Genomic DNA, 26,015 nt, shown 5'->3' with positions numbered 1-26,015 from the left:
TCCTTAAAAATCTATAATTGTTCAATTTTAAAATCAAAGTCATTATCTGAACTAGTAGAACTTTTTTGTTCCTTATATTCTTTTTTAGTGACTCCAACAATCCCTGCAGTAACTGCGGCTCCTAACAAAATTGCAATAATATACCCAATACGATTTTCAACAACTGGTAAGGTAATTAGCCCCCCCACGGTGCATGATTTAAACATCCAAACAAAAATGCCGTAATACATGCCACGGCAGACCCTATCGTATTTGCTGGTATTACCCGTAATGGGTCAGCCGTTGCAAATGGAATGGCACCTTCTGTAATTCCACAAAATCCCATAAGTAATGCAGCTTTACCTGAATCACGTTCTGCTGGACTAAACTTTTTCTTGAATATTAAGGTTGCAATACCCAAACCTATTGGTGGAGTACAAATAGCTGCTCCTACACCACCCATTAAATATGGCAAAGTATTAACTTGTGTTTGTGCAAAAGTGGCAGCAACTTTATTAATTGGCCCCCCCATATCAAATCCAATCATAGATCCTAAGATCCCTCCTAATGGAACTTTAGCCACTCCACTCATACCATTTAAGAAGGTTGTTAACCAAGTCATAAATGAAGCTATTGGATCTCCAATTAAGAAAACCATAATACCACCAGCAATTAGCGTTCCACCTAATGGATATAAAAATATTGACCCTAATGTTTTGTACTGTGGAGCAATCTTAATTTTCTTTAATCCTAAAACGACTAATCCTGCTAAAATACCACCAATAATACCACCAATAAAACCGGCTTTGATCTCAGTAGCTAAGTAAGCCGTAATAAATCCAGGAGCCAATCCTGGACGATCTGCCATACTAAATGCAATATATCCACCTAATGCAGGAATAAATAATGTTAAGCCAGCCGCACCAATCATATTTAATTGTCCTAACCACCCAGTTGTTGGCTGTGCTGCCTTGCCATTTAACATAACAGAAATCGCAAAAATAACTCCCCCAGCAACAACAAATGGAATCATATACCCAGTTGCTGTCATTAAATGTTTTTGAGCAATTGACCAAAAACTCCTTTTTTTATTCATTAGTGTTCTCTCCTTTATTTAAGTCCATGCTGGCATACATTAATTGTTGAACCTCTTTCTCATTTAATTTCAATAATTTATTTCTAAAATCATCGTGCATTAACAGTCTTGCCAAATTAGCAAGGATTTTTAAGTGAAGATTTCCATTCGACTTTTTGGGTACAGCTATTAAAAAGATTAAGCAAACCCTATTATTATCATTCCAAATAATATTATTCCTTAACCTTCCTACAATAACAGCTGGCCTTTTAACGAACTCACTTTTGGAGTGCGGTAACCCTATACCATGTCCAATATAAGTTGGTAAAGTATCTTCTCTTTTAGTAACATCCTCCATAAACCCTTTATAATTTGTAACGAATCCTTTATTTTCTAATTTCTTTATTAGTTCCCGCATCGCCTCACTCTTTGTTAACGATTTAATATCAAATTCTGTTTCGATTGTTACAACCTTTTTATCTGTTAACTTCATTTGCTCACCTCCTTTAAATGTCTCATTATCAATTCATATATTTCTTCACTACTATTGCATTTACACGCTTTTTTTATAAACTCCGGATAAATTAATTTCGAAAAATATTTATATATTTCCTTTGACTTTTCAATTACTGAGTTATTTAATCCAATAAAGAAAACTAGATACACTTTTTTATTTCCCCATTCAATTCCATTTTTATTTAATAGAATAGATATACTAGGTTTAATAATATATTTTACTTTTGAATGTGGTACCGCCATATTTTTTATTACTGTTGATGATATCTCTTCTCTTTCGAGAGCGCTTTCTATGACTCCTGATTTAGCAAATTCTTTGTTAATTAACTCTTTTCCTAAAAAGGAAATTACTTGGTTCGCATTTGAAAGCTGTTCATTTACATAAATTTGATTCAAACTGATTAAATGGCTAAAGATTCTATAACTTCTGTTATTAATCAAAATTCTCTCTATAGCTATATTTATTTTTTTCTTATCTATTTGTTCGAGTAATGGACTGACCGTTACAACATTACCTGAATATCCGACAATATTAACAGTCGAAAGAACCAAAGGAACAGAGATACTAGTTTGTTCAAATTTAGTTAGTGACATCACTTGAAGGATATTTATTTTATCATGATAAGTATCTGAAACTTCTTGTTCTAAAAAACGAGACATACCTAAACCCGTACTACAGACAATTACTGCATTAATTCTGGAATCATAAGCTTCTCTTTCCATAAAGTTTTGAAAATGTAACGTGATATACGCGATTTCATCCTCGAACAATACTACTTTAAACTTAGCTTGAATTTTACTTGCAAGTTGTACAGCTAAGTCAAAGCTATATGGAAAATTTTTTTTAATGTCAGCTGTATATGGATTCTTTATAGCTAACCCCTTCTTTAATCTGTCTATTGTTGTACATAGATGTAAAGTTAAATCAGAAATTAATATATCGTCTGGATCTACATCTTTAACAGCCTTTACTAAAAAATTCCTCATTAATTTAATTTTAAAGTTTTTACTATCATTATCTGCTTTCATATCCTTAAAAGTTACTACATGTAAATTTAAATACTCTTTCTCCAAATTTGGTAAGCGCACTTTAAATTCTTTGTTTATCGCTTTAACTAATTCTTCAGTTTCATTTAATTGCTTATATTTATTATTCGATTTTTTTTCAAGACAATGGTTTGTTTTTATTCGTTGTAATATTATGGCGATGTGAATAACTAAATTCTTAATTTGATAATCTGAACAATCGATATGACTTTTTTTCAATGAATTTCTTATAACAAATAAAATTTTATTAAGATATCTCTTATTAAAAATGCGAATCCATTTTTCATTAAAAATATTTGAATTATTTTCACCTGTATCAATGCTAAAAGTATTCCAATACTCATCTAATATTTCACTAATTACATGTCTTTTACTATTTTCTGACCCACAAACGACCAATCCCTTATTTGTAGTTCTTAACTGTAATTTATTCGTAGCCAAAATTTTTCTAACATCTTTTAAATTACTTTGTAAGGTGTTACGGCTAACATACAATTTATCAGCCAATTCCTGAACAGTTAAAATTTTTTCACTAAGGAGCAATATCATTAGTGACCTATTTGTCCTGCTGTCCATATTTTTATTACTAGAATGAAGTCTGTTTAACAATTGATAAACATCACCTACAAAATATATCCCATCTCCCTTCCTTCTAATTAACTTGATATTTAGCTGGTCAAGAGCACTACTTATTTTATCTAGTCTCTTCACTACTGTTACTCTGGAAAGTCCAATCAGTTGTATAATATCTTCATAGTGAACTTTTTTATTAGTCAAAATAAACTTAATAATATCTACATCTATCTCATCCAAATTAAACATTCCTGCACCTCCCAGAAAACATAACACTCTTCGTTTGCTCATATTTATGTTATCATTGTATGCGGTTACAAAAAATACAATTATATATACTTAATTAGTACACTTATTAGTTAAACAGCAATAAATTATTTAGATTGAATTACAATTGTGTTATCACATCTCTAAAACTATTAAAAAAATTTTGGTTTAAAAACAAAAAATGTAGTATAACGTATAATATTGATAAATTAGACGTTCCTTCAGTGATAGTAGTTACGTTAATGAACTTCTGTTGGTTCAAATTAAATAGTCTTTATAAAAATTGGATTGGCCAAATACAGTGGTCAATGAACTTTTAACAGGTATTAACTATATATTCTACTTAGATTAATCAAGAAACGTGATTAATCGCAAGTTACTGATAACAATATCACCAAGTCCAGACTATATTTCTATTTTCTATCTTTAATCCAACACAAAATGCCTACTAAAAATATCAAAACGATATTTTTAGTAGGCATTTTGCAATAACTTTTGTTTCACATGAAACCCATAAATTTCTTTTTACACCTTAACCTGACAAGATTGATCAATCATATCAGCGGCCATCCGTCCCTCGTAAATACCCCAAATTACAAGACTAGCACCACGACGTGCATCACCTGCTACATAGACTCTTTCTTGATCAGTCGTAAAGTCTTTGTTCATTTCGGTAATGTCAAAAGCATCAATAACTGATCTCTCGGCACCCGTAAATCCAAGGGCAATTACTACAAAATCAGCATCTAGCTCTCTTTCGGTTCCAGGGACTGGCTTATATAAGCGTGCCTTGCTTATGATAGTTTTCTTAAGCTTTCCGCTTCTGCCCTTAAAACCGATTGCTGTTGTCTCATAAATGGTCAAATCTCCATTGATTACGCTATCTGCCTCTTTTTGACCGTAACCCTTCTTAGAAACAATCGGCCATTCCGGCCATGGGTTGCTCGACAGTCTCTTCAAAGGAGGCTGTCGACTGATTTCGAGCTGCTTAATGTCTGTTGCTCCTTGCCTTACTGCAGTTGCAATGCAATCAGTTGCAGTATCACCACCACCAACAATCAGAACCTTCTTACCAGCTAGTTTTTTACTTGCTGCCACACCATCGTGCAAAACTTCCTTGGTAGCCAATGTCAAATAATCAAGTGCTTGCATGATACCTTTCAATTCACGGCCCTCACCGTTAATATCGCGAGCCTGGCGTGCACCAACAGTCAATAACACTCTAGCAAAACTTTCCTTGAGTTCATCAGCCGTAATATCGACACCAACATTGGTATTCACAACGAATTTTATGCCAACATCTTTCATTACCTGAATTCGGCGCGCAACGATATCTTTAGGAAGCTTCATATTTGGAATACCATACATTGCTAACCCACCAGGGCGATCATCTCTCTCGAACACAGTTACATCATATCCGTATTTGTTAAGCTGCCAAGCGGCAGACAAACCCGTTGGGCCGCTTCCGACAATCGCAATCTTGATACCATTTCTATGAAGTGGCATCCCGCTTTCTCTAACCCAATCAAATTTAAAGCCTTGTTCAATAATAAACTTTTCATTGTCTTTAATTGTAATTCCTTTGCCATGAAGTGCCTCATTACAAGCTGCTTCACAAGGTGCAGGACATACCCTCCCAGTAAACTCAGGAAGAGGATTAGTTTTTGTTAATCGTTCAAAGGCGCGTTTATCCTCACTCCGATACACTAAATCATTCCATTCAGGAATCAGGTTATCATTGGGACATCCACTAACAGCCTTACCACCAGCATAGAAGAAACCTGCATGACAATGCGGAACTCCGCAGTTCATGCAACGGGCAGCTTGCTTACGTCGTTCTTCATCACTAAGTGAATTCTGCATTTCTGCAAAATCTTTAATTCGGTCTTCTACTGAACGTGTAGGGTTATCTACACGCGGATATTTCAAAAAACCAAATGGATCTGCCATCTTCGTTTCCTCCTTACTTCATGATAGTTGGCTGAACACCCACAATTTCGTCAAATGCTTTTTGTTTCAGCTCTTCTTCAGTAACATTTTTGCTTGCATATTTAGCCATAATCTCGTTGATATGCCTAAATTCTTTAGGATATACCTTTACAAAATGACCTGCTTCTACTTCCCAATTATCCAGAATGAACTTAGCCTTTTGTGAATCGGTATATCTAAAATGCTTACGCAACAAGTTTTTTACAACTTTTTTGTCCTGATCATTAGCAATATCAAATAGCTCAATCATTTCTAAATTGCATTGTTGTGGGAAACTACCCGCGGGATCATATACATATGCGACACCGCCAGACATTCCAGCACCAAAGTTTCTTCCGGTTGAACCTAGGATCATCGCAATTCCATTTGTCATGTATTCGCAGCCATGATCTCCAATTCCTTCTGCAACCACATGCGCACCCGAATTTCTAACACAGAAACGCTCACCTGCTCGTCCATTGAAGAATGCCTCACCACTAGTAGCACCAAAACATGCAACATTTCCAACAATTGGCGCATTGCTATAAATTTGTTGGGCAATTTTAGGTGCTCGGACTACCAATCGTCCACCGCTTAGACCCTTACCAACATAGTCATTTGCTTCGCCCGTTAGATCGAGTTCTAATCCACGTGTAATAAATGCACCAAAACTTTGTCCAGCCACACCAGTGTACTCAAACTTAATCTGACCCGCAGGCAATCCATCATTACCAAAGCGTTGCGCGATCCAACCGCCCATTCTTGCTCCAACAGTCCGCATTCGATTATTGATTGTTTGTTTGATAACTACTGGCTGTTTACTTGCCAGTGCCATTTCAGCAAAAGCATTCAGTTCAGGCCATTGGTACTTAGGTACAAATGGATCAACTGACTTACGTTCGATTCCAACAGAGGTACTTAAAATTCTAGAGAAATCAAGTGATTTTGCTTTGCCTTTAGCAATAAATCTTGGAGTAATATTCTCAGTGTGTCCTACCAATTCATCAATTGTACGATAGCCCAATGAGGCCATTTCCTCACGTAAATCTTGGGCAATAAACCTCATGCAATTTTTTACATGCTCTGGTTTACCAATAAATAGTTTGCGCAATCCTGGATTCTGCGTTGCTATCCCAGTTGGACATGTATTGAGACTACATACCCGCATCATAATACATCCAATTGAGACTAACACTAGTGATGCAAAACTGAATTCTTCAGCACCAAGCATAATCGCAATTGCAACATCACGGCCCGTCATTAACTTACCATCAGTTTCAATTGTTGTTCGCTGTCTCAAGTTATTTAAAGCAAGAGTCTGATGTGCTTCTGCCAATCCCATCTCCCATGGGAGACCTGCATCCCTGACAGAATTACGTGGGGCAGCACCGGTTCCTCCATCGTAGCCACTGATGGTTACTTTGTCGGCTCCAGACTTGACGACACCTGTAGCAATTGTTCCTACACCCGTACTTGATACAAGTTTGACGGTTATCTTCGCAAAGGGATTGATTTGTTTCAAATCGTGAATTAACTGTTTCAAGTCTTCAATTGAATAAATATCATGATGCGGTGGAGGTGAAATCAGACGAACTCCTGGAACAGAACCACGAATTTCTGCAACCCAAGGAAAATTCTTAGTACCAGGGAGTTGTCCTCCTTCTCCGGGTTTTGCACCTTGAGCAACCTTGATTTGCAACTCTTCGGCACTCATTAGATATTCAGCATTAACACCAAATCTTGCTGATGCAACCTGTTTTATCTTGCTGTTAAGGTTTCTTCCATCTGGTTGTGGTTTAAATCTTGCACGATTCTCGCCACCTTCACCGCTATTACTCTTAGCATTTAATTCATTCATAGCTTGTGCAATACATTCATGAGCTTCCTTAGAAAGTGAGCCAAAACTCATTGCTCCAGCTTTAAATCTTTTCACAATTTGGCTAACCGGTTCAACTTCAGACAGAGGTACCGGACCATTCGTTCTCTTGATCTCCCAAAGAGAGCGGAGTGTCGTTGGTGAATCTAGTTCCTCTTTTCGCACATCTTCAACATATTCCTTATAAGTCTCATAATTTCCAGTACGTACGGCCTGTTGAAATTTATACATCGTCAAAGGATTATATAGATGATGTTCACCATCAATACGATACTTGAAACTACCACCTGATGGTAAATCCTCAACCGCTCTTGTGTTAAATGCCTTGCGATATCTCACAAGATATTCCTCTTCAATTTGGTTTAGGGTCAAACCACCAATACGACTTTCGGTCCCAGTAAAGTACTTATCGACTACCTTCTCTGATAGACCAACAGCCTCAAATAATTGAGCACCTTGATAACCGATAATGGTGGAAATTCCCATTCTACTCATAACCTTAACAATCCCTTTTTCAGCTGCTTTTCGATAATTTTCAAGCTTATCTCCTAGATTGTAAGAAAGCAATGTTGCATATGCACCATATGGATGAATTGCTGATGCACCGTATCCAAGCAACGTTGCAAAATGATGAATCTCGCAGGCCTCACCCGTATCAACAATAATTGATGCTAACTCTCTTTTCCCTTTACGCACCAAGTAATTATTCAAGCCTGAAACTGCCAATAAAATGGGAATAATCAATTGTTCTCTTGTGGCGCCTCGGTCACTCAAAATTAGCAGATTTGCGCCTTGATCAATTTGCGATTCAGCTTCCTTGAACATATTGTCCAATGCCTGTTCCAAACGATTCGGACGTGGTGCAGTATCATAACAAATTGTTATAATTGCAGCCTTGAATCCATTTTTCCCGTTCAGGTGTCTTAATTTCTCGTATGATTTCAAGTCCAAAATTGGTGAATCAAGCTTAATCTTTTTCGCATTCAAAGGGACATCCTTTGTAATATCTCCATCTGCGCCAAGAAACATCTCAGTTCCAATAACTAGCTTCTCTCTGATTGCATCGATAGGAGGATTTGTGACCTGTGCAAATTGCTGTTTAAAGTAGGTAAATAGCGATTGCGGTTTCTTGCTTAGCACTGCCAGCGGAGAATCATATCCCATTGAAATAACCGGTTCCTCACCTTTTTGAGCCATTGGAATCAGTGCATCACGTATGACATCCTCTGTGTACCCATGACGTCTCCATAGAGTCCGCAACGCGCTTTCTGAAATGTTTTCGTCAACATCTGCTTCTGACAAATCATCAAGTGTTAGTTGTTCATCTTTAAGCCATTTAGCATAGGGTTGACTGCCCGAATATTTCTCTTTGATTTCAGCAGTCTTGTAGAACTTACCTAGGCTAGTATCAACAAGAATCATATCAGCCGGTCCTAGAATTCCCTTTTCAATAATATCTTCGGGGGCAACATCGTAGACACCAGATTCGGAAGCGACTACTAAAAAATTGCCCTTTACAAGATTATATCTTGATGGTCGTAGTCCATTTCTATCCAATGCCGCACCAACCTGAACGCCATCCGTGAAGCAAAGGGCTGCAGGTCCATCCCATGGTGCAACAAATCCTGCATTATATTCATCAAATGCTGCTTGTTTTGCAGACACACGGGCATCCTTACCCCAAGCTTCTGGAACCATCATCAACAAGATTTGAGGAATGTCTCTACCATTTCGATATAGATACTCCATACAATTTTCTAATTTAGCCGAATCAGAATCTTCATCATTATATATTTCTATATTATGACTTACCATCCAATTTTCCGCTCTCTTCAAAGTGTTAATCTCACCATTATGAGCAATAAATCTAAATGGTTGCGCACGTTCCCAACTAGGGAAGGTATTGGTGGAAAAACGCGAATGAATCAATGCAATTGCAGACTCCATAGATTCATCATGCAAGTCTGGAAAGAATTCCCCTACTTGATATGCATGCAACATTCCTTTATAACAGATTGTCTTACTTGATAGACTAACGATTGCAAATTCTTCGGCAGAGAAAGTCTTTTCCAGATGTCTACGTAAACGATAAAGGGAGTCCTCATACTCTCTTCCTGGAGCTATATCAAACGGTTTCCCAATAATTAACTGTACAAAGCCCGGCATTGTTTTTTGAGCTGTTGGTCCACAACTTTCATATACATATGGAACGTCTCTTGCTCCAATAACACGAAAACCAGCACTATTGACTTCATCCTCAATAGAGGAAAGCATTGCTTCTTTTTCATTTTGCTTTTGAGGTAAGAAAAACATCCCAACAGCATATTCACCAAAAGCCGGTAGGTTTATCTTTTGCTCACTAGCATATGTTCTAAAAAAATTATCAGGCATTGCAAATAGTATACCTGCTCCATCACCTGTATCTGGTTCAGAGCCCGTACCACCACGATGATTCATTCTCCTCAACATAATAAGAGCACGTTCAATTAATTCATGACTTGCTTTCCCATCAATTTGGGTAATAAACCCCATCCCACAAGCATCATGCTCAAAGGATGGACTATACATCGTATTATTGAAATTCTCCATCTCTGTTCCCACCTTGCTAACAATCTGACTTCAATAAAATAAAATCTCGATTAAACACTCTAATGTTCTTTTAATTCTAGTTATAAAATAAAAAAAACACAAGACTAATACCTCTATTGTTTGGAATCAAAAGAAATATAACATCAAATGTTAATTATTATTAGCCTGATTTATCATTTGTACTCACACCGTACTCCTGTCATTCCAAAAATACGAATAATCATTCGTATACTGATTTTTTATTCGCTGATTTCCCATAATTACGAGGCAGAATATTAATATAATTAACTTTTAGACTCAATTCAAGCTGTATTGGTTAGTTTAGGTCAAAAATAAAGACTGGATTAAAAGTCATCTCTTAACCCAGCCCCTAAATCTGTCTATAAGCCAGAAAGCCTCTATGCTAACTTCGAATTACTCCTAAACAAGATAAACACCACTTGCACATAATCCCCAAGTTAATACTTAAGCCTTTCCTAACTCACACTACAATTAGTTCTTTTATTTAATTTTAAATGATAATTTTCGTTTATTTTCCCTTGATATAATTCTGACCATCCGCAGCTGGTGCGACCGCCTTACCCAAGAAGATTACTAAGACAATAATTGTTATCGCATAAGGTGCAATTTGGAACCAAACTGAATTAACATGCGATAATATGGGAATATAAGCTCCTATGATTGGCAAGCTTTGGGCTAAACCGAAGAACAATGCTGCTCCCGTCGCACCTAAAGGATTCCATTTGCCAAAAATCATGGCTGCTAGCGACATAAACCCTTGTCCTGAAATAGTACTTGCCGAGAAATTCAGTGTAATCGATTGTGCCATTACGGCACCACCAATCCCACCAAAGAATCCTGAAATCAAAACACCCATGTATTTGTATTTAACTACATTAATTCCTAGTGTATCAGCTGCCGCTGGGTTTTCACCCACAGATCTCATCCTTAATCCAATACTTGTACGGAAGAAGAAATACCAACACAAAATACCGACAATAATTGCGATAAAAGCCACAAGTGAAGTATTCGTAAATAAAATTTTCCCAATAAATGGAATTTTAGACAAAATCGGAAAGGTGAAATCACCCATACTCTGGTTAATAACTGGTGTTTGTCCCTTGCCTTCATATATAACTCTTGTAAGAAACACTGCTAGTGCTGGTGCCATAAGATTCAAAACTGTCCCACTAATAATGTGGTCAGCTCTGAAAGTAACGGTAGCAACAGCGTGTAATACTGAAAATACTAACCCGAATAAGGCACCAACAAATAGTGATATCCATGGAGTAAGACTCCCAAAGGTACTTGCAAAAGTCAGGTTGAACACTGTACTTCCAAATGCTCCAATAATCATCATGCCTTCAAGTCCGACATTAACGACACCACTTCTTTCAGAGAAGGTTCCACCTAAGGCAGTGAAGATAAGTGGTGCTGCATATACAAAGGTCGTTGAAAAGACCGTCATTAATATAGTTGTTAAACTCATTTTTCAGCACCACCTTTTCCTACCTTATTCTTACGGTTAAACCAGCCTTTTTTGGCCATAAGTTCAAATGCATACTTGATACCAACAAAGAAAATGATTGAAGCAATAACTATATCAACAATTTCACTTGGCGTATTAGAGTACACCGAAATACTCAATCCACCTATTTGTAACACTGAAAAAAGCAGCGCGGCAAAAACAATTCCAATCGGATTTTCAGCTGCCAATAATGCTACCGCCATGCCATTAAAACCAACATTAGGTAAGTTATTAGAAACTGAGATATTTTCAAAATTGCCAAGTCCATCAATTGCACCACCAAGTCCGGCCAATAAGCCAGAAATCAACATTGCGATGATTATTGTTCTCTTCACATTGACACCTGCATATTGCGAAGCAGATTCATTTAGACCAACTGCCTGAATTTCAAATCCAGATTTAGTTTTATTGAAGTAAAACCAAACCAAAGCAACAACTGCTAACGCAATAAAGAAGCCCCAATTAAACGTTGAATTATCAGTAATATGCTGCAGAAAAGGCGTATTTAAGTTTGCTTTAGAAGTAATATTAGGTGAAGAATCACTACCCTTGCTGGCAAGCCAGCTTTTCACTGCAAAATTAACGATGTACAAAATAATGTAATTCAGCATAATTGTAGTAATAACTTCGCTAGTTCCAAAGTATGCCCGTAAAACACCGGCTATCATAGACCATAAGCCCCCGGCCAATGCTCCACATAAAAGTGCGCCAATTATCAGAATAACTGCAGGCAAATGTGAAAACTTCAGTGTAAAAACAATTGCACCAAACCAGCCAATCAAATATTGGCCAGGCCCACCAATATTGAAAAAACCAGCTTTACTTGCTACCGCAAATCCCAAAGCGGTTAAAATTAAGGAAATCATGTTTCGTAAAGTTTCACCTATTGAATAAACACCACCGAGTGATCCAACCAATAGATTTTGGTAATTCTGAATCGGATCATATCCAAATATTAGCATCAAAATTGCACCAACTATAAAACCGGCCAAAACTGAAACTAAAGGTATAGCTAATCCTTTAAGTGATTTAGTATTCACTGTATGTTCCTCCCCTATCCTTCTTGTCCAATCGGTGTTTTTCCAGCCATCATTAATCCGAGTTCCTCACTAGATGTATGTCTGGGATCAATCTCACCAACAATCTGGCCTTCATGCATTACCACAATTCTATCAGAAAGCTTCAAGATTTCATCGAGTTCAAAACTGATTAAAAGTACCCCGCGCCCAGTATTTCTTTGCTCAATGATTTTTTCATGTATATACTCAATAGCGCCAATATCAACACCACGAGTTGGATTAGCCGCAATCAAAAGATTTGGACTAGCAGAAATTTCCCTTGCAACAATTACTTTTTGTTGATTCCCACCAGAAAGATCTCCTGCAAGTTCTTTTTCACTTTGTGAACGAATATCAAAAGATTTAATAAGCTGTTTACCCAACTCATTAATTTTCTTATAATTCAACAGACCATGCCTACTGGCAGGTTTTTTATAATAGCTTTTCAAAACGAGATTTTCAGCAATTGTAAAGGGCAGTATTAATCCCACATTTTGCCGGTCTTCTGGAATACAGCCCACACCAGCTTCTGATATTCTGCGGGCACTCAGATTCTGCAGCGATTTACCCTTTAACTCTATAGAGCCTTTTTTAATTTTACGTAGCCCAGTAATCGCTTCGATTAATTCACTTTGTCCATTTCCATCGACCCCGGCTACACCAACAATTTCTCCACTATGAACATTTAAATCCAAGTCTTTGACTTTAAGCAATCCATGAGCTTCAACATTCAAATCATTAACTGCCAAAATAGTCTTTGACTTGTCAGTCTCCTTTTTTTCTACTGCGAAGTTAACCTTGCGGCCAACCATCATTTCAGCAAGAACTTCTTCTTTTGTCTCTGCAACCTGAACTGTTTCAATAACCTTCCCCATCCTAATCACTACACAACGATCAGCAACTTCTTTAATTTCTTTGAGCTTATGTGTGATGAATATCACTGAGTTGCCTTCTTCTGCAAGAGCACGCAAAATTTTAATTAACTGCTCGATTTCCTGAGGAGTTAACGCTGCTGTCGGTTCATCAAAAATAAAAACATTTGCTTTCCTATATAATGCCTTCATAATCTCAACTCTTTGCTGCATTCCAACCGTAATATCACGAACTTTTGCATTTATATCAATATCCAAATGATATTTTTCTGCCAGTTTTTCAATATCACTTGCTGCTTTTTTATAATTTATACTTGTTGCTTTTGTTGGTTCATCGCCAAGAATAATATTTTCAAGCACCGAAAAAGCAGGAATTAACATAAAATGCTGGTGGACCATCCCTATCCCCAACTTTTTAGCATCTCTTGGATTCTCCATCTTGACGACTTTGCCATTAATTAATATCTCACCGTCAGTTGGTTCTAATAAACCTGAAAGCATCCCCATCAAAGTTGACTTGCCCGCACCATTTTCACCTAAAAGTGCTAAAATTTCACCTTTTCTTAATTGCAATGAGATATCATTATTTGCTTTGTAGCTACCAAACTGTTTCGTAATGTGTCTCATTTCAACGACATAATCTTCCATATGGTCCTCCTTAAAGTTCTCATACCCTATGCACTAAAATGGTGAAGAATTGGTTATTTCCCAATGCTTCACCATTTTATACAAACAATCAATTATTAATTATAATACCAAAATGCATCTGCTAATTACAACCATTCTTTATTTTGTTATTTAGGGCTAACTTTAATTGTCCCATTCTCAATCTTTGTTTGATATGATTGAACAGCTTTCCATGCACTTGCTGACATATTATCGTTTACAAGTCCAACACCATTACTCTTAAGATCATAAGTTACAGTTTTCCCACCAGGGAACTTGTTCTTCATTGCATCATTTGAGAGATCCTTAACGGCCGTACCAACCTTCTTAATAGCAGAAGCTAAAGTAACGTTACCGCCCTTGTATTTACCATCGGCTTTTTGATCTTGATCAACACCGATAACCCATACTTTTTTGCCATTTTTTGCCACATTCTTTGCTGATGTGAAGACACCTGCACCAGTACCACCGGCCGCCTGATAAATAACATCTTCGTTATTATTATACATAGCAGTTGCTAATGATTGCCCAACATCAGCCTTTGTAAATGAACCAGCATACTTAACATCAATCTTAATTTTAGGATTTACAGCCTTAACACCCTGTTCAAATCCTTTTTCAAATGTTGTAATAACATCACTTTGGACTCCGCCAATAAATCCAACCTTATTTGTCTTTGTTGTTTTAGCTGCAGCGACACCTGCAAGAAATGAAGATTGCTCTGTCTTAAATGTTACAGAAGCAACATTCTTACGGTTATTTACAACTGAATCAATAATTGCAAAGTTAACATCAGGGTTTGCCTTTGAAGCCTTTGAAATTGCATTATCAAGCTTATAACCAATTCCAAAAATAGTTGCATATTTTGCTTTAACTAACTTATTGATATTTGGTAAGAAGTCTGAATCATCAGTAGACTGAGCATAATTATACCCATTGATACCCTTTTGGAGATTATGACTCTTTCCCCAGCTCTCTAGGCCTTCCCATGCTGACTGATTAAATGATTTGTCATCAATCCCGCCACCATCAGTTACCAAAGCCGCCGAATGTTTTGTTCCCTTGCTAGATGATGAACTATTTCCACAACCCACAAGAATTGCCCCTGCCATCATTGTCGCTGCTAATACTGCTAAGACTCTTTTTTTCACTAAAATACAGCCCCCAAAATATAATTTTCTTAATAGTCTAAAGTATACACATTAAGTTATGCAGAATCAATATATTTTATGCTTTTTTTTTGAAATTGTTCGCTTTTAACAAAGTATCTTATGACAGAGTATGTTAGCTTATGAATAATTATCTATTTTGACGAACGGTATTATCTTCTGTATAATTCGCTTTGCGTTGAATAAAAATATTTTATGGGGGTTTAAATAATATATGTCAGAAAAAGTATATTTTAATCATGATGGGGGCGTTGATGATCTAATTTCTTTATTCTTACTTCTACAAATGGATAATACTGATTTAATTGGCGTCGGAGCTGTTGACGCTGATAGTTACGTTGGACCATCTGTTCAAGCAAGTCGTAAAATCATAGATCGTTTTGGTCATGGCGCTAACTTAGCCGTGGCAACCTCAAATTCTCGTGGTGTTCATCCTTTTCCAAAAGAATGGCGTATTTCAACATATTCTGAGAATGCACTACCTATCCTCAATGAAAGTGGCAAGATAATAACTCCTGAAGCTGATGAACCTGCCCATTTAGACTTGCTCCACAAATTACAAAATTCTTCAGATAAAATAACGTTGGTCTTTACCGGTCCGCTAACAGATTTAGCCCGTGCTTTGGAACTTGACTCAAGTATCACAAAAAAAATCAAGCGTCTTGTCTGGATGGGTGGAACATTCTTAGAGAAAGGTAATGTTGAAGAACCCGACTCTGACAATACTCAAGAATGGAATGCTTTTTGGGATCCAGAAGCTGTTAAAACCGTCTTTGATTCGGACATTCCAATTGATCTAGTTAGTCTTGAAAGTACGAATAATGTTCCATTAACACAAACTGTTCGTTTGCATTGGGCCGCACAGCGTCGCTATCCTGGTCTTGATTTTATCGGTAACAGTTATGCCTTTGTCCCTGAACTGGGTCTCTTTGAAACTTATTCTACCTATTATCTTTGGGATGTTCTAACAACTTGTTACTTTTATGATTCAAGTCTTGTTAAAACCAAAGAAGTTCACTGCGATGTTAGTACCAAGACCCCAAGTGATGGCCGCACTTACTTAACAGAAAATGGCCGCAAGGCAAACCTTGTATATGATGTAGATAACGCGAAGTTCTTTGACCTGATTGATAAATTAGCAAAAAAAGTTGATTAAGAACATTTAAATACCTGTGTTTGTTCTTTTTAAAGTTATTCATTTTGCGGTATAATGAGCTAATGTAACTTCAAATAGGAATTTTCTATAAAATTTACTCTTACCTAAAGGTGAACTAAATGACAAAATCATCTGAGCATAATTTACCAAGCACCATTGAACTAGAACGCAGTGTACAGCTATTCAAAGCTTTCGGCGATCAAACACGCTATAAAATTCTTTCACTACTATCCAACAAGAATTTGACAGTTAATGAAATAGCCGATGAAATTGGAATAACACAGTCAGCTATTTCTCATCAACTAAAACTCTTGCGACAAACTGGTTTAGTGAAGGGTATTCGTAATGGTCAGAAAATTAATTATGAACTATCTGATCAGCATATCATTACTATCTTCGAACAGGTTAGGGAACACGTACGTGAAGGAAATTTATAGTTATCCTAGATAAATATACAAATGGAAGAAAATAAGATCATTCTGCTGTTTATGTACAATTTAAACAGTTTTAAAAAAGGAGGCGTAAAAGCCTCCTTTTTTACACCCTCACAAACTAGTTTGATTTCCAGTATCCAAAATAAAAAAAAGAGCCAGGTCATAATTTTTGATCCAGCACCTTTCACCAAAAAATAAAACATTAATTATTAACAATTTCTTTCAATAAAATTGTTGTATTCTTGAACCGACAATACTTCTTTCTTGGATAAGCTTGTTTTTACCTTACTACCTAATCTTTTAGTCAGATCATGACCTTGATATGTTGTAATAAAGCAGTTTCCTTCTCTATCTTAACAAAAAGTGGGGACTTGACATACTAATTGATATTATTATGATTGTTTTTAAATATCTGTTAATTGAAATAATATCTTCTTTGCTACTTCCAGAACTCTTATAATTTAACTTTGTTAAACAAAGGCATTGCATTTTTTTTCAAAATTTCATTTAACTCTTCAATATTGTGACGACCTTCATTCCGCAACCATTTTTCTCCAGCTTTTTTGCCTTCCTTAGCAAAGGGTTCAATCGCACCTCGCCAAGTCGCTCTGCCACATAGAACACCATTAAATGTTGAACCTGCTTTAGAAGCAAATTTTAATGTTCTTTGAAAAAGTTCAGCTGATACACCCGCACTTAAAAAGATGAATGGTACATTTGATGTAGCTTTATCTTGTTCCTTGAAAAAACTTAAAGCTTCATCTGTGCTGTAAATAATATCGCTACTATTGGCATAACCTTCAACGTAGTCCATATTTACAGGAACTTCAATTTTGAGAACATCAACTTGATAGCGCTCTTTTGCAAATTCTCTAACCATTTCAATAACCTTATGAGGTTTAACTTGAGCATATTCTTTACTCCTAGTATCTTCGATATTAGCATCATATGACATTAACTCAAGAAAAAATGGTAAACCAACATTTGCACTTTCTGCACCGATACGTTCAACAAATGCCTGCTTTTTATGATTAATTTCCCTATCTTCATCCACATCATAATATAGCATAAACTTAATGGCATCTGCTCCAGCTTCTTTTAATCGTAAAGCAGACCAATCAGCTAGTAAATCCGGCATTCTCCCTGGAGCAGTTGTATCATAACCTGTTTTTTCATAAGCTGTTAATAATCCCGAATTAGATGCCCGTAGCTTTGCTGCCGGTAGTCCATATTCTGGATCAAGTAAAATTGCTGAAGCATATGTTGTTAATTCACTAGAAATTAATTTTTTGAACTCAACAATATCTGTTTCATTACTTTCCTTATTTGCAGCAGTTGCAATCATTTTCTTCAAAGATCCACGCTGATCAATTGCTAGAGCAGCAATTATTCCATCTTCATTGACCAGTTCTCTTAAATAATTTTTTTTAGTTTCATTCATTTTTAAGTCCCCTTTTATATTTACTATTTATTAAAAAGTGCCGCAATTTCTTTTCCGCTATTACTATTTCTTAATTGGTCAATGAAATCTTGATGCGTTAATAACTTTGCAGTACTCGACAAATAACGCAAATGTGCTCCGTTATCTTGCTCAGGAATCAAAAATGAAATAATTAAATCTACTGGTTTCCCATCAAATGTATTCCAACTAACAGGCTTGTTCAATTTAGCAATCAACATACTAGACTTCTTAACAGAGCTATCTTGAGCATGTGGAATTGCAATTCCGTTTTCCATACCAGTGGATCCTTCTTTTTCTCGTTGAACGTACTTTTGAAAGACATTTTCTGCCGAATTAGTTAATCCACGTTTAGCCGCCTGTTCAGATAAGTAACGTAAAGCCTCTTGTTGATTTTTAAAAGAAACATTCAAAAAAATGTTGTCTTCACTTAAAATTTTATTCCAATCATCTTTCACTTCATTTGTAAATTCATTTTGAATTTGTTTGTTAGGTTTCACAACAGGCTCAACATCATCATTTTCACCGATAATCATTCCCATACCCCCACCAGCTTCAATAACGCCACCATGTTTTTTTGCTTGGCGGCCTGCAATTATTGCTAATAAAGCTGCTGAAACAATTGCTCCTATGACTATATAAATAACCCAGAGAAATGGATGGTTTACTAGTGGTAAAACAATAAACCCACCATGAGGTGCAGGTACTTGAATTTTTGACATATAGGATAGAACAGCAGCAATTGAAGCTCCCACCATAAATGCTGGAATATTTAATAATGGATTTTTAGCAGCAAATGGAATAGCGCCCTCAGTAATGTGAGTTGATCCCAGTAAAAAATTAACATATCCTGCGCTGCGTTCATTTTTAGAATACGCTTTTGGATTCATTAATACAGCAAATCCAGTAGCTAATGGTGGGGCGATACAGGCAGCTGAAACACCTGCCATAAAGTAGTAGTTTCCTTGTGCTAATAAAGCAGTTCCTGTTAAATATGCTGCCTTATTGATTGGTCCACCGAAGTCTGAAGCAGCCATACAACCAACAATGATTCCTAAAATTAAGGGATCCGAATTTTGCATTCCTTTCAAGAAATCCATCATTCCAATATTAATTGTTTTCATTGGTGTTGAAATAAACCACATGATTAATCCTGAAATAAAAACACCTAGTACTGGATAAAGAAAGATAGCTTTAAGACCTCTAAACTCTTTTTCGGGAAGCGGTTTCAAAAGGCTCTGCAATGCTTTAACAATATATCCCGCTAGATAACCACCAACAATTGCCCCTAAAAAACCTGTTCCATTATTAAAAGCAATCATACCTGTAGCAAAACCAACAATTAATCCTGAACGCTTACTGATAGCTTCTGCAATATATGCACAAAGCACAGGGACCATCAAATTCATTGTTGTACTTCCAATGGTGTTCAACATATAAGCAAAATGATTATACTGAGATGATTTTGGATCAGCCGAATAAATACCCCAGAAAAATGAGATAGCTACCAAAACTCCACCAGCTACTACCAGCGGGAGCATGTGTGAAACACCATTCATCAAAGAAGTGTATATTTTTGTAATCATACTTTCACTTGTATTTTGTGAAACATTTGTATTTGATGAAGTTTTTGTCACTTGATTTGCTTTATAGATAGGCGTATCTTGTGACAATGCACGTTCAATTAATTTGTCTGGTTCACGAATTCCACGTGCAACTGGTACAATTACCACTCGTTTTCCAGCAAAGCGATCTGCATCGACATCAATATCAGCAGCAACGATAACAGCCTCAGCAGTACTAATATCGATAGATGATAATTTGTTCTCAACACCCGTTTGTCCATGAGTTTCAACTTTGATTGAAAAACCCCTTTTAGCAGCAGCTTGTTCTAATGCCTCTTGTGCCATGTAAGTGTGCGCAATTCCGGTAGCACAACCAGTTGCCGCAATAATTTTATACTTTACCATAATTATTCCTCCGTTTCATTTCTTACTGACAGGGTCATAGGTTTACATTACAAAGTATTTCTTTAAAAAATTATGTCCGTTATTTGAATTTCTTTTTCTAACTCAGTAGCTGCAGAAAAATCTGTAATCCATTCTCGCCTTGCTGCATCACTTCCAGCGGCAATTGCTCTTTTTAAAGCAGTTTTTAAGTCAACATTTTTGACCATATTTCCTATAAAAGTCCCTAACATTGAATCTCCTGCACCCGCTGTATTTAAAGTTTCTATTTTAGGTGCATTACCGTAAAGTATCTTATTTTTTGTAACTAACAAAGCCCCTGCGTTACCAAGTGAAATTAGAACTATTTGAGCTCCCTTCACAACTAAACTTTGCCCCAACTTTGCTAATTGTCTGATATTCAAAGTTTCAGATATATTAAACCAAGTTTTGATTTCATCCTCATTAGGTTTAAGAATCCATGGATGATAACCTAAAATGTCCATTACTTGTGGATAACTAGTGTCGATAACAACTTTAGTATCTTTAGATGCTGCAACTTTAGCAAATCTAGTAAGAATTTCTGGATCTATTCCTTGTGAAAAGCTACCAGAAATACAAAGTACATCATCTTTTTTTAACATCATCACTAAATATTGTAATAGTTCCTCCTGTTGTTCAACTTTAACTGTTGGTCCTGGATTTACCAGTTTATATTCTTTTTTCCCCTGATTAACCCTTGCGAAAACATTAATTCTGGTTATTCCCTGGCTTTCAGTAAAGTAACTCAAAATACCTTCTTTTTGTAATTCATCTTGAATATATTTAGCTGTAAATCCATTTCCAACTCCCAAAGCTGTACTTATTAAATTTAGTTTTTTCAAAATGAAAGATACATTAATTCCCTTTCCATTAGCCTGAATATCATATTTTTTTGTACGATTAACCATATTAGGTTCCATTCTTTCAGTATCAATAAAAAGATCAATTGCTGGATTAAGCGTTATAGTATAAATCAATTATCTTCTCCTCCTTTTCAGCTAAATCACTTTCCTACATTTTCTATTTTAAATAAATTTTTTTGAAAATGTTTTCAAAATTGGTTTATGGTAAGCTGTATTACGAAAAGCGTTTACAATTTAATAAATAAAAGGAGAAGAAGAATATGAGTAAAAAATTAAGTAGTTCAGAACAATATTTGTGGAATTTAATTCAAAACCATATTGATAAAATCAGTGAACTATCAATTGTAAAATTAAGTGAATACGCTAATGTTTCTACTGCAACAATTGTACGTACTATGAAAAAAAAAGGTTATTCTGGATATACAGCTTTTCGCCACGAATTATTAAGTACACAAAAAAATGAACCAAAATATAATATTTTAGTGCAAGCAGATAGCGAGATTCGTTCCGTTATCATGAAAAACGAAACTGAGCTTAATAATACTCTCAAAAATTTGGAAATCGATATAATTGAAGATACTGTGCATCAAATCAAAAATGCAAAGATGGTATACGTTTTTGCACGTGGCTTATCTGAATCTATTGGCCATGAGTTACAAATGAAGTTACAACTAGTCGACAAATATGCCGAATTGCAAACAGACCCCAATATCATCAAGACAGTTGCAAAAAAAATATCAAAAAATTGTGTTGCAATCTTTATTTCATTAAATGGAGAAACATCAGAACTAATTGAAGCTGCAAAAACATTGGAAAAAAAAGAAGTCACCAAAATTGTTTTTACAACCAATCCTAGCTCATCAATTGCAGCACTTTCTGATCTTCTTTTTTGTGGTTTTAAATCAGAAACCACTTATTTTCCTAATTACGAGGTTCGCTCAAGGCTTCCTTTACAAATCATGACTCGAATTTTAATGGACTCCTATGTTGTTAGAACAAAAAAATAATTAAAAATTATAAGGACTAATATGCTTTATTTTCTTTCTTTAAAAAATTTCTTGAATAATTTAGCTCTTCTCGTAATAATAAAAAACCACCAGTTATGCTGGCGGTTAATTATGATAAATATAATTTCTAGAGTTGTACATTAATATGGTAACTTTAATGTTGCTAATTCATAATGTAATAATTTATTTTTAAAACCATATTTAATTTCTCAATACTATAACATCAGGTATATGACCACATAAAAAAACATTTTCAATTCTTAACAACTTTTGTAAAAGCTCTTTTTTTAACCTACGTTTGTAACAAATAGTTTATCTTGCAACCATGAAAAACAAATTTGATATAAATTTACTAGGCTGCTTGGTAGAAATCAATCCAATTTAGAACGATACTTTAATTAACAACAATCTTGGCAACCATGATCTTATGAATTAATTAGCTGAATCCACTCGCTTTTTAGAACTCCATACTTTACGGAATCCCAATACTTTCCTTGCCAGTAGCGAACCTTTCGTACTTCTGCCTCTTTTTTTAAACCTAAACTTTCCGAAAGTGCCAGCATTCGGTAATTTCCAGACCATGTAGTTAAACCAATATGTGGAAGCTGAACTTCGTTAAAAAGTTCAGTAATCCACTGTGTTAGGGCCAATTTACCTATACCCTGTCTCCATTTTGTATGTTGATAAATACTAATACCTATATCTAACCATTTATTTAACGGTGTATCTTCATAATATGCAAAAACCATTCCAACCATTTGATCATCGACCCAAATAACTTTTCTAAAGGGATTATTTAAATAGTTATTCTTATCACTGCTTATAAAATCAGCTTTTTTTGGTAATTTATCATGAAAATACGGGCCATTCCACTTAGTCCATTCGGCATTTGGATTACTAAATGCCAGATCCCAAAAATCTGACAATTCATCACGTTGAAGCATTTTTAAAGTTATTTTCATATTTTCCCCCACCGTTTCGCAAAAGTATTAAGAGAAGTAGTTACCCGTTGATTTTGAATATAGTAATTTTGCAAAAAAATCACTAGCCAGAGCTTTAACTTCTTACCGAACCTTATTCGGATTCTAACACACCACACACATGTAAGTGACCAGTTCAAAGGTTAAATTTTACCACTATGTGCTATACCTCTTTGTAATCTTAGTTTAAGTTTGGCTGCCCGGTCGATGCACTTGTTCCCCCATCTACAGTCAAAATAGTTCCCGTAATATATTTTGCATCTTCTGTGGCTAAGAATAGTACCGCGGGGGCTATATCTTCAGGAGTTCCTGGTCTCCCTAATGCTACTCGACTGTTTATCAGCGCTAACTGATCTTTATTTGTTGCCACATCGCTTGTCATTCTGGTAAGCGTAAATGCTGGAGCAACTGCATTTACTCTGATATTATCCTTACCCCAATCTAATGCCAAAGAACGAACAAAACCGTTAATGGCATGTTTACTTGCATTATAAATGGCCTGCGACCAATCGCCTGATATACCAGAAACCGATGAAATTGCAATCAACGTTCCCTGAGTTTCTTTTAATGCAGAATAAGTAGCTGTAGCCAAGTAGAAGAAGGCATCAATATTAGTTTGACGAACTTTTTCCCAATCATCATTACTTAGTTGATCAATCGTACCACTAATATATGCCGCAGCATCGCTAACAACAATATCTATTCTTCCAAATTTTTTCTGAACCTCATAAACTAAGTTTTTAGATGTTTCAGGTTTGGAAACATCCCCAACAAGAGCTACAGCTTGATCATCTTGATAGTTTTGAATGGTTTCTTGTAAGGATTTCAAATGACGTCCAGCTACAGCTACTTTCGCACCATTTTCTAAAAAGCTTTGGGTAATTTCACGACCGATTCCACTACCACCGCCTGTTAATAAAACTACTTTGTTTTCTAAGTCATATTTGTTTTTTGTCATTTTATTACCTCTTTTAATTAAATTTTATAAATAGCTGATAAATTCTATTCTTAGTTACTTAATTTGAGTTTTGAAAGCCTCCATTTAAAGAAATAAATTAGTTGCAGGAATAACAAAATCAAATTCCTAAATATTAATTATTTTTTTGAGATTTATACTTTCCTTCTTTATACTACTGTCGTTGACAACTGAATAGGTACATTTTACAATAGGCGTTAAATTATAGACAGTACTGATTAATTTGATACTACCTTTACATACTGAAAGAAGGCTTTAAAATTGCAAAAAACATATCGACAATTAGTACAGTGTAACTGTTCTTCAGCCAACACAATGGCTTTAATTGGCGGTAAATGGAAAGTTATTGTTCTAGACCATCTGCATCACAAAGATTATCACTTTAACGAATTACAACGATCAATCAATGGGATTACACCTCACACATTGAGCCAAATATTAAAAGAACTTGCAAAAGATGATTTAGTTAAACGCCATGACTTTAAAACTATCCCACCACAGACCGTTTATTCATTGAGTAGTAAAGGGAAAGAACTAATTCCATTGCTGAATGAAATTACCAAGTTTGGCAAGAATCATCCCTTACAATGATCAAATGACTTATTTTATTATCTTTTCAATCTTAAAATGGCAGAAAGCCTACCAATGCAACACAATTATCACATTGGCAGGCTTTTTGATATAAATTTTTTCTAATTTTAAAGTTAACTTAGTTTAGTACAGGGGATAAATACAGGAAATTATCCTTATCTTCGTGATAAATCTTTCGCCTTCATTCTTTCAATTTCCCCTCTTATCTTCTTTTCATGTCTATTTTTCCCGCTAACAAAATAGCCAAATAACCAGAAGTTTCGTATAACTAATACGGCTACTGCGGCTACTAAAGTGATGTGTTTTCCATTGAAAAAAAGTAAAATTAGAAAGACATTATATAATAGAGGTATCAAAAAACCTGTAATTCTTAAATTAAAATAGCCAAAGATATATTGTAAGACCGTAGCAATAACGGCAATACACCAAAATAATACTGAAAACATATCCATCTTTTGATCACCTCTTATTGTTTGAAAGATCTCTGGCTTTCATTTTTTTGTCACATCATGACCACTAAATATTAGCTAGTTTTGGTAAAATAATGCGTCAACAGTGGTATTAAATACATTAGCTAATTTAAAAGCTAATTCTAGTGAAGTAGAATATTTTTGCTTTTCAAGCGCATTTATTGTTTGTCTCGAAACACCGCACAACGTCGCTAATTTTTGCTGTGACCACTTTCTCAATACACGCTGTTCATATATTTTGTTCTTCAAAATTATGAATACTTCCTTTTGTTGATGACATAGCTAATAAAGTAAAGTATTAGACTAATCCCAATGTAAAATAACGGATCCCATTTTGAAACACTAACAAACTTAGGGGTAAAAAAGTTATCAAAAACTGAAAAAACTAATACCGACATCAACCCGACCCATGAAAATGTGATTGATCTAGTTCTAATTAAAAATTCCAGTTCCTCCACCTTCTCTTCACTAATTGGTTTTATCCCTGCAAAAAATGATAGTACAGTTATCGCTAGTATCCCAATTATAACTTCTATTAACCAACTACTAAAAATATTTTCCATTATTAAGTAATCCCTCTTTTTGTAAAAAATATTTTATAATAAGTCAATTTTGAATGTAATTTTTTATAACGTTATTTATCATGTTAAAATAAAGTCTATTATCTATTACTTCAAATGAAAAACTAATATAATAACGAGCTTTTAAGGGTGGCATACAAGTAGTATTCTTAAAAAATGTATTTGTAAATGCATACTTTTGAGAGTCTACTCTTTATATATTTTTACATGTTTAAAACACATCAAAAAAGCTAACTAATTCTTATTAGGAACAGTTAACTTTGTTTAAACCAATGTTTAATTAGTTAATTTGATTATTGAAACCAAGTTGTTGATGACTTAGCAATA

General features: G+C 35.3%; 22 protein-coding genes. 4 read left to right on the top strand and 18 right to left on the bottom strand.

The annotated features are described in order from the left end of the window. Positions 1-11: 11 nt before the first annotated feature. The 10 genes from GSM_RS15410 to GSM_RS07670 form a co-directional block, all read right to left on the bottom strand. On the bottom strand, positions 12-188 hold the full coding sequence (locus GSM_RS15410; RefSeq protein WP_010078063.1) for a hypothetical protein: 177 nt from the start codon (positions 186-188) through the stop codon (positions 12-14). Then, positions 176-1,075, bottom strand: a complete 900-nt coding sequence (locus tag GSM_RS14145; RefSeq protein WP_010078062.1) for a fructose-specific PTS transporter subunit EIIC — start codon at positions 1,073-1,075, stop codon at positions 176-178. Before GSM_RS14145 ends, GSM_RS15410 begins: the two co-directional genes overlap by 13 nt. Continuing rightward, positions 1,068-1,547, bottom strand: coding sequence for a PTS sugar transporter subunit IIA (locus GSM_RS07705; protein WP_003690852.1), 480 nt, complete (start codon positions 1,545-1,547; stop codon positions 1,068-1,070). Before GSM_RS07705 ends, GSM_RS14145 begins: the two co-directional genes overlap by 8 nt. Continuing rightward, positions 1,544-3,439 carry a BglG family transcription antiterminator gene (locus tag GSM_RS07700; protein WP_003690854.1) on the bottom strand — a complete coding sequence of 632 codons (1,896 nt, stop codon included), beginning with the start codon at positions 3,437-3,439 and terminating at the stop codon, positions 1,544-1,546. The genes GSM_RS07705 and GSM_RS07700 overlap by 4 nt, the downstream gene beginning before the upstream one ends. A gap of 543 nt (positions 3,440-3,982) precedes the next feature. Further along, the gene (locus GSM_RS07695) at positions 3,983-5,407 is read right to left on the bottom strand and encodes a glutamate synthase subunit beta (protein ID WP_003690855.1); all 1,425 of its coding nucleotides are present in this window, start codon (positions 5,405-5,407) and stop codon (positions 3,983-3,985) included. A 13-nt stretch (positions 5,408-5,420) separates the two neighbouring features. Then, positions 5,421-9,890, bottom strand: a complete 4,470-nt coding sequence (gltB, locus tag GSM_RS07690; protein WP_003690857.1) for a glutamate synthase large subunit — start codon at positions 9,888-9,890, stop codon at positions 5,421-5,423. Positions 9,891-10,419: 529 nt separating this feature from the next. After that, positions 10,420-11,379 carry an ABC transporter permease gene (locus GSM_RS07685; protein WP_003690858.1) on the bottom strand — a complete coding sequence of 320 codons (960 nt, stop codon included), beginning with the start codon at positions 11,377-11,379 and terminating at the stop codon, positions 10,420-10,422. Continuing rightward, a complete protein-coding gene (locus GSM_RS07680; RefSeq protein ID WP_003690859.1) occupies positions 11,376-12,458 on the bottom strand; it encodes an ABC transporter permease in 1,083 nt (360 codons plus the stop codon). Before GSM_RS07680 ends, GSM_RS07685 begins: the two co-directional genes overlap by 4 nt. A gap of 14 nt (positions 12,459-12,472) precedes the next feature. Further along, on the bottom strand, positions 12,473-13,996 hold the full coding sequence (locus GSM_RS07675) for an ABC transporter ATP-binding protein (RefSeq protein ID WP_003690862.1): 1,524 nt from the start codon (positions 13,994-13,996) through the stop codon (positions 12,473-12,475). Positions 13,997-14,142: 146 nt separating this feature from the next. After that, complete coding sequence (locus tag GSM_RS07670; protein WP_390173872.1) at positions 14,143-15,129, bottom strand: BMP family lipoprotein; 987 nt, start codon at positions 15,127-15,129, stop codon at positions 14,143-14,145. A 268-nt stretch (positions 15,130-15,397) separates the two neighbouring features. On the opposite strand from GSM_RS07670, the gene GSM_RS07665 reads away from it, so the two are divergent. Together GSM_RS07665 and GSM_RS07660 are read left to right on the top strand one after the other, a co-directional pair. Further along, the gene (locus GSM_RS07665) at positions 15,398-16,339 is read left to right on the top strand and encodes a nucleoside hydrolase (RefSeq protein ID WP_003690866.1); all 942 of its coding nucleotides are present in this window, start codon (positions 15,398-15,400) and stop codon (positions 16,337-16,339) included. Between the two features lie 119 nt (positions 16,340-16,458). Then, positions 16,459-16,776 carry an ArsR/SmtB family transcription factor gene (locus tag GSM_RS07660; RefSeq protein WP_003690868.1) on the top strand — a complete coding sequence of 106 codons (318 nt, stop codon included), beginning with the start codon at positions 16,459-16,461 and terminating at the stop codon, positions 16,774-16,776. 451 nt (positions 16,777-17,227) lie between these two features. Here GSM_RS07660 and GSM_RS07655 read toward each other — a convergent pair whose 3' ends face one another. The 3 genes from GSM_RS07655 to pfkB all read right to left on the bottom strand — a co-directional run bounded on the left by GSM_RS07655 (position 17,228) and on the right by pfkB (position 21,197). Next, entirely contained in the window at positions 17,228-18,214 is a 987-nt protein-coding gene (locus tag GSM_RS07655) for a tagatose 1,6-diphosphate aldolase (RefSeq protein WP_003690869.1), read from the bottom strand. A 23-nt stretch (positions 18,215-18,237) separates the two neighbouring features. Beyond that, positions 18,238-20,202 (bottom strand): fructose-specific PTS transporter subunit EIIC, encoded by a 1,965-nt coding sequence (locus tag GSM_RS07650; protein WP_010078061.1) that lies wholly within the window; start codon positions 20,200-20,202, stop codon positions 18,238-18,240. Positions 20,203-20,264: 62 nt separating this feature from the next. Next, positions 20,265-21,197: a 1-phosphofructokinase gene (pfkB, locus tag GSM_RS07645; protein WP_010078060.1), complete on the bottom strand. Its 933-nt coding sequence runs from the start codon at positions 21,195-21,197 to the stop codon at positions 20,265-20,267. A 146-nt stretch (positions 21,198-21,343) separates the two neighbouring features. Between pfkB and GSM_RS07640 the strand changes: the two genes are divergently transcribed. Further along, entirely contained in the window at positions 21,344-22,090 is a 747-nt protein-coding gene (locus GSM_RS07640) for a MurR/RpiR family transcriptional regulator (RefSeq protein ID WP_010078059.1), read from the top strand. A gap of 425 nt (positions 22,091-22,515) precedes the next feature. Here the strand turns inward: GSM_RS07640 and GSM_RS07635 are convergent, their stop codons facing one another. Next, on the bottom strand, positions 22,516-23,052 hold the full coding sequence (locus GSM_RS07635; RefSeq protein WP_010078058.1) for a GNAT family N-acetyltransferase: 537 nt from the start codon (positions 23,050-23,052) through the stop codon (positions 22,516-22,518). Positions 23,053-23,251: 199 nt separating this feature from the next. Beyond that, a complete protein-coding gene (gene budC, locus GSM_RS07630) occupies positions 23,252-24,028 on the bottom strand; it encodes a meso-2,3-butanediol dehydrogenase (protein WP_010078057.1) in 777 nt (258 codons plus the stop codon). 279 nt (positions 24,029-24,307) lie between these two features. Here budC and GSM_RS07625 point away from each other — a divergent pair, with 279 nt between their 5' ends. Further along, entirely contained in the window at positions 24,308-24,637 is a 330-nt protein-coding gene (locus tag GSM_RS07625) for a winged helix-turn-helix transcriptional regulator (RefSeq protein ID WP_010078056.1), read from the top strand. Between the two features lie 155 nt (positions 24,638-24,792). Here the strand turns inward: GSM_RS07625 and GSM_RS07620 are convergent, their stop codons facing one another. The 3 genes from GSM_RS07620 to GSM_RS07610 all read right to left on the bottom strand — a co-directional run bounded on the left by GSM_RS07620 (position 24,793) and on the right by GSM_RS07610 (position 25,670). Beyond that, a complete protein-coding gene (locus GSM_RS07620) occupies positions 24,793-25,089 on the bottom strand; it encodes a hypothetical protein (protein ID WP_010078055.1) in 297 nt (98 codons plus the stop codon). A gap of 75 nt (positions 25,090-25,164) precedes the next feature. After that, entirely contained in the window at positions 25,165-25,356 is a 192-nt protein-coding gene (locus GSM_RS07615; RefSeq protein ID WP_010078054.1) for a helix-turn-helix transcriptional regulator, read from the bottom strand. Between the two features lie 2 nt (positions 25,357-25,358). Continuing rightward, positions 25,359-25,670 carry a hypothetical protein gene (locus tag GSM_RS07610; RefSeq protein WP_010078053.1) on the bottom strand — a complete coding sequence of 104 codons (312 nt, stop codon included), beginning with the start codon at positions 25,668-25,670 and terminating at the stop codon, positions 25,359-25,361. Between the last annotated feature and the right edge of the window lie 345 nt (positions 25,671-26,015).

It is taken from the genome of Liquorilactobacillus mali KCTC 3596 = DSM 20444 (assembly GCF_000260415.1).
GTDB classification, from domain to species: Bacteria; Bacillota; Bacilli; order Lactobacillales; family Lactobacillaceae; genus Liquorilactobacillus; species Liquorilactobacillus mali.
This window is presented reverse-complemented; position numbering and strand designations above follow the sequence as displayed.

What these genes read in the sequence shown, in the direction of transcription:
- GSM_RS07705 (WP_003690852.1), bottom strand. Translation starts at nt 1,547, where the DNA reads ATGAAGTTAACAGATAAAAAGGTTGTAACAATCGAAACAGAATTTGAT.
- GSM_RS07665 (WP_003690866.1), top strand. Translation starts at nt 15,398, where the DNA reads ATGTCAGAAAAAGTATATTTTAATCATGATGGGGGCGTTGATGATCTA.
- GSM_RS07620 (WP_010078055.1), bottom strand. Translation starts at nt 25,089, where the DNA reads ATGGATATGTTTTCAGTATTATTTTGGTGTATTGCCGTTATTGCTACG.
- GSM_RS07670 (WP_390173872.1), bottom strand. Translation starts at nt 15,129, where the DNA reads ATGATGGCAGGGGCAATTCTTGTGGGTTGTGGAAATAGTTCATCATCT.
- GSM_RS07685 (WP_003690858.1), bottom strand. Translation starts at nt 11,379, where the DNA reads ATGAGTTTAACAACTATATTAATGACGGTCTTTTCAACGACCTTTGTA.
- GSM_RS07640 (WP_010078059.1), top strand. Translation starts at nt 21,344, where the DNA reads ATGAGTAAAAAATTAAGTAGTTCAGAACAATATTTGTGGAATTTAATT.
- budC (WP_010078057.1), bottom strand. Translation starts at nt 24,028, where the DNA reads ATGACAAAAAACAAATATGACTTAGAAAACAAAGTAGTTTTATTAACA.
- GSM_RS07660 (WP_003690868.1), top strand. Translation starts at nt 16,459, where the DNA reads ATGACAAAATCATCTGAGCATAATTTACCAAGCACCATTGAACTAGAA.
- GSM_RS07700 (WP_003690854.1), bottom strand. Translation starts at nt 3,439, where the DNA reads ATGTTTAATTTGGATGAGATAGATGTAGATATTATTAAGTTTATTTTG.
- GSM_RS07610 (WP_010078053.1), bottom strand. Translation starts at nt 25,670, where the DNA reads ATGGAAAATATTTTTAGTAGTTGGTTAATAGAAGTTATAATTGGGATA.
- GSM_RS07695 (WP_003690855.1), bottom strand. Translation starts at nt 5,407, where the DNA reads ATGGCAGATCCATTTGGTTTTTTGAAATATCCGCGTGTAGATAACCCT.
- GSM_RS14145 (WP_010078062.1), bottom strand. Translation starts at nt 1,075, where the DNA reads ATGAATAAAAAAAGGAGTTTTTGGTCAATTGCTCAAAAACATTTAATG.
- GSM_RS07655 (WP_003690869.1), bottom strand. Translation starts at nt 18,214, where the DNA reads ATGAATGAAACTAAAAAAAATTATTTAAGAGAACTGGTCAATGAAGAT.
- GSM_RS07635 (WP_010078058.1), bottom strand. Translation starts at nt 23,052, where the DNA reads ATGAAAATAACTTTAAAAATGCTTCAACGTGATGAATTGTCAGATTTT.
- GSM_RS07675 (WP_003690862.1), bottom strand. Translation starts at nt 13,996, where the DNA reads ATGGAAGATTATGTCGTTGAAATGAGACACATTACGAAACAGTTTGGT.
- GSM_RS07650 (WP_010078061.1), bottom strand. Translation starts at nt 20,202, where the DNA reads ATGGTAAAGTATAAAATTATTGCGGCAACTGGTTGTGCTACCGGAATT.
- gltB (WP_003690857.1), bottom strand. Translation starts at nt 9,890, where the DNA reads ATGGAGAATTTCAATAATACGATGTATAGTCCATCCTTTGAGCATGAT.